The 6,886-nt window shown below is 64.7% G+C and carries 7 protein-coding genes; all 7 read left to right on the plus strand.

Annotation, left to right across the window (positions count from 1 at the left end):
* Positions 1 to 767 (plus strand): RIP metalloprotease RseP (gene rseP, locus JYJ84_RS24420; protein ID WP_205189558.1); only part of this gene is annotated, 767 nt, incomplete at its 5' end.
* A gap of 61 nt (positions 768 to 828) precedes the next feature.
* On the plus strand, positions 829 to 3,138 hold the full coding sequence (gene bamA, locus JYJ84_RS24425) for an outer membrane protein assembly factor BamA (protein WP_122945697.1): 2,310 nt from the start codon (positions 829 to 831) through the stop codon (positions 3,136 to 3,138).
* 64 nt (positions 3,139 to 3,202) lie between these two features.
* Entirely contained in the window at positions 3,203 to 3,700 is a 498-nt protein-coding gene (locus tag JYJ84_RS24430) for an OmpH family outer membrane protein (protein WP_043190836.1), read from the plus strand.
* A gap of 16 nt (positions 3,701 to 3,716) precedes the next feature.
* Entirely contained in the window at positions 3,717 to 4,796 is a 1,080-nt protein-coding gene (gene lpxD, locus JYJ84_RS24435; protein ID WP_122945696.1) for a UDP-3-O-(3-hydroxymyristoyl)glucosamine N-acyltransferase, read from the plus strand.
* 129 nt (positions 4,797 to 4,925) lie between these two features.
* Positions 4,926 to 5,393 carry a 3-hydroxyacyl-ACP dehydratase FabZ gene (gene fabZ, locus JYJ84_RS24440; protein WP_021159112.1) on the plus strand — a complete coding sequence of 156 codons (468 nt, stop codon included), beginning with the start codon at positions 4,926 to 4,928 and terminating at the stop codon, positions 5,391 to 5,393.
* 58 nt (positions 5,394 to 5,451) lie between these two features.
* Positions 5,452 to 6,240, plus strand: coding sequence for an acyl-ACP--UDP-N-acetylglucosamine O-acyltransferase (gene lpxA, locus JYJ84_RS24445; RefSeq protein WP_122945695.1), 789 nt, complete (start codon positions 5,452 to 5,454; stop codon positions 6,238 to 6,240).
* A 3-nt stretch (positions 6,241 to 6,243) separates the two neighbouring features.
* On the plus strand, positions 6,244 to 6,886 hold a 643-nt coding region (locus JYJ84_RS24450; RefSeq protein ID WP_374102127.1), incomplete at its 3' end, for a lipid-A-disaccharide synthase.

Raw genomic sequence — 6,886 nt, forward strand, 5'->3', positions numbered from 1 at the left:
TCGACCTCCGCCATGTTCCCGAAAGTCAGCTCGATGACGATTTCATGGCCCATCTGGGCTTCGACACCGGCGGCGGCACGCTGTCGGTCGCGTCGGTGCAGCCCGGCAGCGCGGCGGAGCAGGCGGGCCTGAAGTCAGGCGACAAGCTGGTCGCGCTCGACGGCAAGCCGATCGGCGGTGCGTCGCGCTTCATCGATTTCGTGAAACACCATGCGGGCAAGCCGCTCGACCTGCAGATCGAGCGCGACGGCGCCGCGCAGACGGTGTCGATCGTGCCGCAGACGCAGCGCGACGACGAGTCGGGGCAGCAGGTCGGCCGGATCGGCGCGGCGCTGTCGATGCATACGCCGTCCGTCGACGTGCGGTACGGGCCGATCGAAAGCCTGCAGCTCGGCGCGCACCGTACGTGGGACATCTCCGTGTATTCGCTGCGGATGTTCGGGCGCATGATCACGGGCAATGCATCGCTGAAGAACCTGTCCGGCCCGGTGACGATTGCCGACTACGCGGGCAAGAGCGCACGGCTCGGTCCGACCGCGTTCCTGTCGTTCCTCGCCCTTGTCAGCATTAGCCTTGGCGTCCTGAACTTGTTGCCGATTCCCGTTTTGGACGGGGGGCATCTGTTATATTATGCGGTTGAAGCCGCGACCGGGAAAGCCGTCTCGGAGCGCTGGCAGCTGATTCTGCAAAGAGCCGGGTTGATCTGCATCGTCGCATTATCGGCGATCGCGCTGTTCAACGATCTGGCTCGGTTAATCCATTTCTGAAGCGTCAGGCGGCGGCCGCTAGGCAGCCGCCTGATTTGATGCAGCTAAATATTGGGGATGCATGTTGTTCAAACCTCATCGCTTTGTACCTAAGACAGTTGCAGCGGCCGCGCTCGCCGCGCACGGCCTCGCGGCGCATGCAGCGGCACCGTTCGTGGTGCAAGACATCAAGATCGAGGGGCTGCAGCGCGTCGAAGCGGGTTCGGTGTTCGCCTACCTGCCGATCAAGCAGGGCGATACCTTCACGGACGACAAGGCATCCGAAGCAATCCGCGCGCTGTACGCGACGGGCTTTTTCAACGACGTACGCATCGCCACGCAGGGCAACGTCGTGATCGTGCAGGTGCAGGAGCGTCCGGCCATCGCGTCGATCGACTTCACCGGCACGAAGGAATTCGACAAGGACAACCTGACGAAGGCACTGCGCGCAGTCGGTCTCGCCGACGGCCGCTATTACGACAAGGCGCTCGTCGACAAGGCGGAGCAGGAGCTCAAGCGCCAGTACCTCACGCGCGGCTTCTACGCGGCCGAGGTCAAGACGACGGTCACGCCGGTCGACGCGAACCGCGTGTCGATCCTGTTCGCGGTGGCCGAAGGCCCGAGCGCGAAGATCCGCCAGATCAACTTCATCGGCAACAAGGCGTACAGCACGAGCACGCTGCGCGACGAGATGCAGCTGTCGACGCCGAACTGGTTCTCCTGGTACACGAAGAACGACCTGTACTCGAAGGAAAAACTGACGGGCGACCTCGAAGCGGTGCGCTCGTACTACCTGAACCACGGCTATCTCGAGTTCAACATCGAGTCGACCCAGGTGTCGATCTCGCCCGACAAGAAGGACATGTACCTGACGGTTACGCTGCACGAAGGCGAGCCGTACACGGTGTCGGGCATCAAGCTGTCGGGCAACCTGCTCGATCGCGAAGCCGAGCTCACCAAGCTGATCAAGATCAAGGCGGGCGATCGCTTCTCGGCCGAAAAGCTGCAGCAGACCACCAAGTCGATCGTCGACAAGCTCGGTGAATACGGCTACGCATTCGCGACCGTCAACGCGCAGCCGGACATCGACCAGGCGAACCACAAGGTGAACCTGAACCTCGTCGTCGATCCGAGCCGCCGCGTGTACGTGCGCCGCATCAACGTCGTCGGCAACACGCGCACGCGCGACGAAGTGGTGCGCCGCGAAATGCGCCAGCTCGAAAGCTCGTGGTTCGATTCGAACCGCCTCGCGTTGTCGAAGGATCGCGTGAACCGCCTCGGCTACTTCACCAACGTCGACGTGACGACCGTGCCGGTCGACGGCACGAACGACCAGGTCGACGTGAACGTGAAGGTCGATGAAAAGCCGACCGGCGCGATCACGCTGGGCGCCGGCTTCTCGTCGACGGACAAGGTCGTGCTGTCGGCCGGCGTGTCGCAGGACAACGTGTTCGGTTCGGGTACCAGCCTGTCGGTGAACGTCAACACCGCGAAGAGCTACCGCACGCTGACCGTCACGCAGGTCGACCCGTACTTCACGGTCGACGGCATCAAGCGGATCACGGACGTCTTCTACCGTACGTACCAGCCGCTCTACTATTCGACGAGCTCGAGCTTCCGGATCATCAGTGCGGGCGGCAACCTGAAGTTCGGCATTCCGTTCTCGGAAGTCGACACCGTCTACTTCGGCGCCGGTTTCGAGCAGAACCGTCTCGACGTCGATTCGAACACGCCGCAGAGCTACCAGGATTACGTGAACCAGTTCGGCCGCGTGTCGAACACGGTGCCGCTGACGGTCGCGTGGTCGCGCGACGCGCGTGACAGCGCGCTGATTCCGAGTCGCGGCTACTTCACGCAGGCGAACATGGAGTACGGCGTGCCGGTCGGCAAGATCCAGTACTACAAGGCCGACCTGCAGGCCCAATACTACTATTCGTTCTCGCGCGGCTTCATTCTGGGCATGAACCTGCAAGGCGGCTACGGTAACGGTATCGGCAACCCGTACCCGATCTTCAAGAACTACTACGCGGGCGGTATCGGCTCCGTGCGTGGCTACGAGCCGAGCTCGCTGGGCCCGCGCGACACGAAGACGAACGACCCGATCGGCGGTTCGAAGATGCTCGTCGGCAACATCGAGCTGACGTTCCCGCTGCCGGGCACGGGCTACGACCGCACGCTGCGCGTGTTCACGTTCCTCGACGGCGGTAACGTGTGGGGCAACGCGCCGGGCGGCACGAGTACGGGCGCCAACGGCCTGCGTTACGGCTACGGTGTGGGTCTCGCGTGGATCTCGCCGATCGGCCCGCTTAAGCTGAGCCTCGGCTTCCCGCTGCAGAAGCATGAAGGCGACCAGTACCAGAAATTCCAGTTCCAGATCGGGACGGCGTTCTGATCGAACGCATGACAACAGCAACGAGAGGGTAATTTTGCTAACCGGTAAGTTTTCGAAACGAGTGATGTGCGCGCTGACCGTTGCGCTGGCCTTGGGCGCGGCGACGGTGCACGCACAGGACGTCGCCCGCATCGCGGCGGTCAATTCGGATCGGATCCTGCGCGAGTCGGCGCCCGCGAAAGCGGCGCAGACGAAGCTCGAAGCCGAGTTCGCGAAGCGTGACAAGGATCTGCAGGACCTGGCGGCGCGTCTGAAGTCGATGTCCGATTCGCTGGACAAGAACGGCGCGTCGCTGTCGGCGGCCGACCGTGCGCAGAAGCAGCGCGATCTCGCGCAGCTCGATACCGACTTCCAGCGCAAGCAGCGCGAGTTCCGCGAAGACCTGAACCAGCGCCGCAACGAGGAACTGGCGGCTGTGCTCGAGCGGGCGAACAAGGTCATCAAGCAGATCGCCGAGCAGCAGAATTACGACCTGATCGTGCAGGAAGCCGTGTACGTCAGCCCGCGCATCGACATCACCGACAAGGTGCTCAAGGCGCTCGCGTCCGGCTCGACGAACTGAACGGAGCAGACGACGAATGGCATTGACGCTTGAGGATCTCGTAAAGCGGTTCGGCGGCGAGATCGCCGGCGACGCACAGTGCAAGGTGGGCGGTCTCGCACCGCTCGACCAGGCAGGCCCGCAGCAACTCGCGTTCCTCGCGAATCCGAAGTACCTGTCGCAGGTCGAGTCGACCCGCGCCGGCGCGGTGCTGATCGCGCCGAAGGATCTGGAAAAGCTGGGTGCGGCCGCTAACGGTCGCAACTTCATCGTCACGCCGAATCCGTACGCGTACTTCGCGCGCGTCGCGCAGATGTTCATCGACCTGGCCACGCCGCAGCGTGCCGCCGGCGTGCATCCGAGCGCGACGATCGATCCGGCCGCGCAGGTCGCCGCGAGCGCGGTGATCGGCCCGCACGTGACGGTCGAAGCCGGCGCGGTGATCGAAGAGGGCGTGCAGCTCGACGCGAACGTCTTCATCGGCCGCGGCACGACGATCGGCGCGGGTTCGCACCTGTATCCGAACGCGTCGGTGTACCACGGCTGCAAGATCGGCCCGCGCGCGATCATCCATGCGGGCGCCGTGATCGGCTCCGACGGTTTCGGCTTCGCGCCGGATTTCGTCGGCGACGGCGACGCGCGCACCGGCAGCTGGGTCAAGATCCCGCAGGTCGGGGGCGTAACGATCGGCCCGGACGTCGAGATCGGCGCGAACACGACGATCGATCGCGGCGCGATGGCGGATACCGTCATCGAGGAATGCGTGAAGATCGACAACCAGGTCCAGATCGGCCACAACTGCCGGATCGGCGCCTATACGGTGATCGCCGGCAGCGCGGGCATCGCGGGCAGCACGACGATCGGCCGCCACTGCATGATCGGCGGCGCGGCCGGGATCGCCGGCCACGTGACGCTCGGCGACTATGTCATCATCACCGCGAAGTCGGGCGTATCGAAGTCGCTGCCGAAGGCCGGCATCTATACCAGCGCGTTCCCTGCCGTCGACCACGGCGAATGGAACAAGAGCGCCGCGCTCGTGCGCAACCTCGACAAGCTGCGCGAGCGCATCAAGGCGCTCGAAGCCACGCTCGCCGCCCAGGGCGGCACGGACGCCTGAGCGCATCATGCGACATCTCGAACCGGGTACGGCCAGCGCAACCGGCCCGGTTTGCCAGACTGGGCCGCACGGCGGCCCGCTTCAGCCTTTGCATCACCACCGCGCAGCCTCTGCGTGAGACGAACCATCATGAGCACTGAAAAAATCAATCTCGACATCCACAAGATCCTCACGCTGCTGCCGCATCGCTACCCGATTCTGCTCGTCGATCGCGTGCTCGAACTCGAGCCGCACAAGGGAATCAAAGCGCTGAAGAACGTGTCGATCAACGAGCCGTTCTTCCAGGGGCATTTCCCGAAGCGGCCGGTGATGCCGGGCGTGCTGATCCTCGAGGCGCTCGCACAGGCTGCAGCGCTGCTGACCTTCTCGGAAGAGCAGCCGAAGGATCCGGAGAACACGCTGTACTACTTCGTCGGGATCGACGGTGCGCGCTTCAAGCGTCCGGTCGAGCCGGGCGACCAACTGATTCTGAACGTGACGTTCGAACGCTACATCCGCGGCATCTGGAAGTTCAAGGCGGTGGCGGAAGTGGACGGCAAGGTGGCTGCGGAAGCCGAACTGATGTGCACGGTCAAGACGACCGACGTGGCGCCCTGAGCGACGCGTCACGCATAGGCAACGCAACGCGACACATCATATCGAGAGGCAACGGCGCATGACCAGGATTCATCCCACCGCGATTGTCGAACCGGGCGCGCAGATCGACGAATCGGTCGAGATCGGCCCGTACGCGATCGTCGGTCCGCACGTCACGATCGGCGCGCGCACGACGATCGGTTCGCATAGCGTGATCGAAGGCCATACGACGCTCGGCGAGGACAACCGCATCGGCCATTACGCGTCGGTCGGCGGTCGTCCGCAGGACATGAAGTACAAGGACGAGCCGACGAAGCTCGTGATCGGCAATCGCAACACGATCCGCGAATTCACGACGATCCACACGGGCACCGTGCAGGATGTCGGCGTGACGACGCTCGGCGACGACAACTGGATCATGGCCTACGTGCACATCGGCCATGACTGCCGCGTCGGCAATCACGTGATCCTGTCGAGCAACGCGCAGATGGCCGGCCACGTCGAGATCGGCGACTGGGCGATCGTCGGCGGTATGTCGGGCGTGCACCAGTTCGTGCGCATCGGCGCGCACTCGATGCTGGGCGGCGCGTCGGCGCTCGTGCAGGACATCCCGCCGTTCGTGATCGCGGCGGGCAACAAGGCCGAGCCGCACGGGATCAACGTCGAAGGGCTGCGCCGGCGCGGCTTCTCGGCCGATGCGATCTCGGCGCTGCGCAGTGCCTACCGCGTGCTGTACAAGAACGGCCTGTCGTTCGAGGAAGCGAAGGTGCAATTGCGCGAGCTGGCGGAGGCGGGTGGCGACGGCGATGTGCCGGTGAAGGCGCTCGTCGATTTCATCGACGCGTCGCAACGCGGCATCATCCGCTAAGCGATGCCGCTTCCGACCACTCAGCTCCGGCTCGCGATGGCGGCCGGCGAACCGTCGGGCGACCTGATCGGCGCGTCGCTGCTCGGCGGGCTGCGCGAGCGGCTGCCCGAATCGGCCCAGTACTACGGGATCGGCGGGCAGCGGATGATCGCGCAGGGCTTCGACTCGCACTGGCAGATGGACAAGCTGACCGTGCGCGGCTATGTCGAGGCGCTGGGCCAGATTCCCGAGATCCTGCGGATTCGCGGCGAGCTGAAGCGCCAGTTGCTCGCCGAGCGGCCGGACGCGTTCATCGGCGTCGACGCACCCGACTTCAACTTCAACGTCGAGCAGGCCGCGCGCGACGCGGGCATCCCGTCGATCCACTTCGTGTGCCCGTCGATCTGGGCATGGCGCGGCGGCCGGATCAAGAAGATCGCGAAGTCCGTCGATCACATGCTGTGCCTGTTCCCGTTCGAACCGGCGATTCTCGACAAGGCAGGCGTCGCGTCGACCTACGTCGGCCATCCGCTCGCCGACGAGATCCCGCTCGAACCCGATACGCACGGTGCGCGCATCGCGCTCGGTCTGCCGGCCGACGGCCCGGTGATCGCGGTGCTGCCGGGCAGCCGGCGCTCGGAAATCGCGCTGATCGGCCCGACGTTCT

Source organism: Burkholderia sp. LMG 13014, from assembly GCF_905232215.1.
In the GTDB taxonomy this organism is placed as follows: domain Bacteria; phylum Pseudomonadota; class Gammaproteobacteria; order Burkholderiales; family Burkholderiaceae; genus Burkholderia.

Bases quoted from the DNA above. Each gene is read 5' to 3' on its own strand.
- bamA (WP_122945697.1), top strand. From the start codon at position 829: ATGTTGTTCAAACCTCATCGCTTTGTACCTAAGACAGTTGCAGCGGCC.
- JYJ84_RS24430 (WP_043190836.1), top strand. From the start codon at position 3,203: ATGTGCGCGCTGACCGTTGCGCTGGCCTTGGGCGCGGCGACGGTGCAC.
- lpxD (WP_122945696.1), top strand. From the start codon at position 3,717: ATGGCATTGACGCTTGAGGATCTCGTAAAGCGGTTCGGCGGCGAGATC.
- fabZ (WP_021159112.1), top strand. From the start codon at position 4,926: ATGAGCACTGAAAAAATCAATCTCGACATCCACAAGATCCTCACGCTG.
- lpxA (WP_122945695.1), top strand. From the start codon at position 5,452: ATGACCAGGATTCATCCCACCGCGATTGTCGAACCGGGCGCGCAGATC.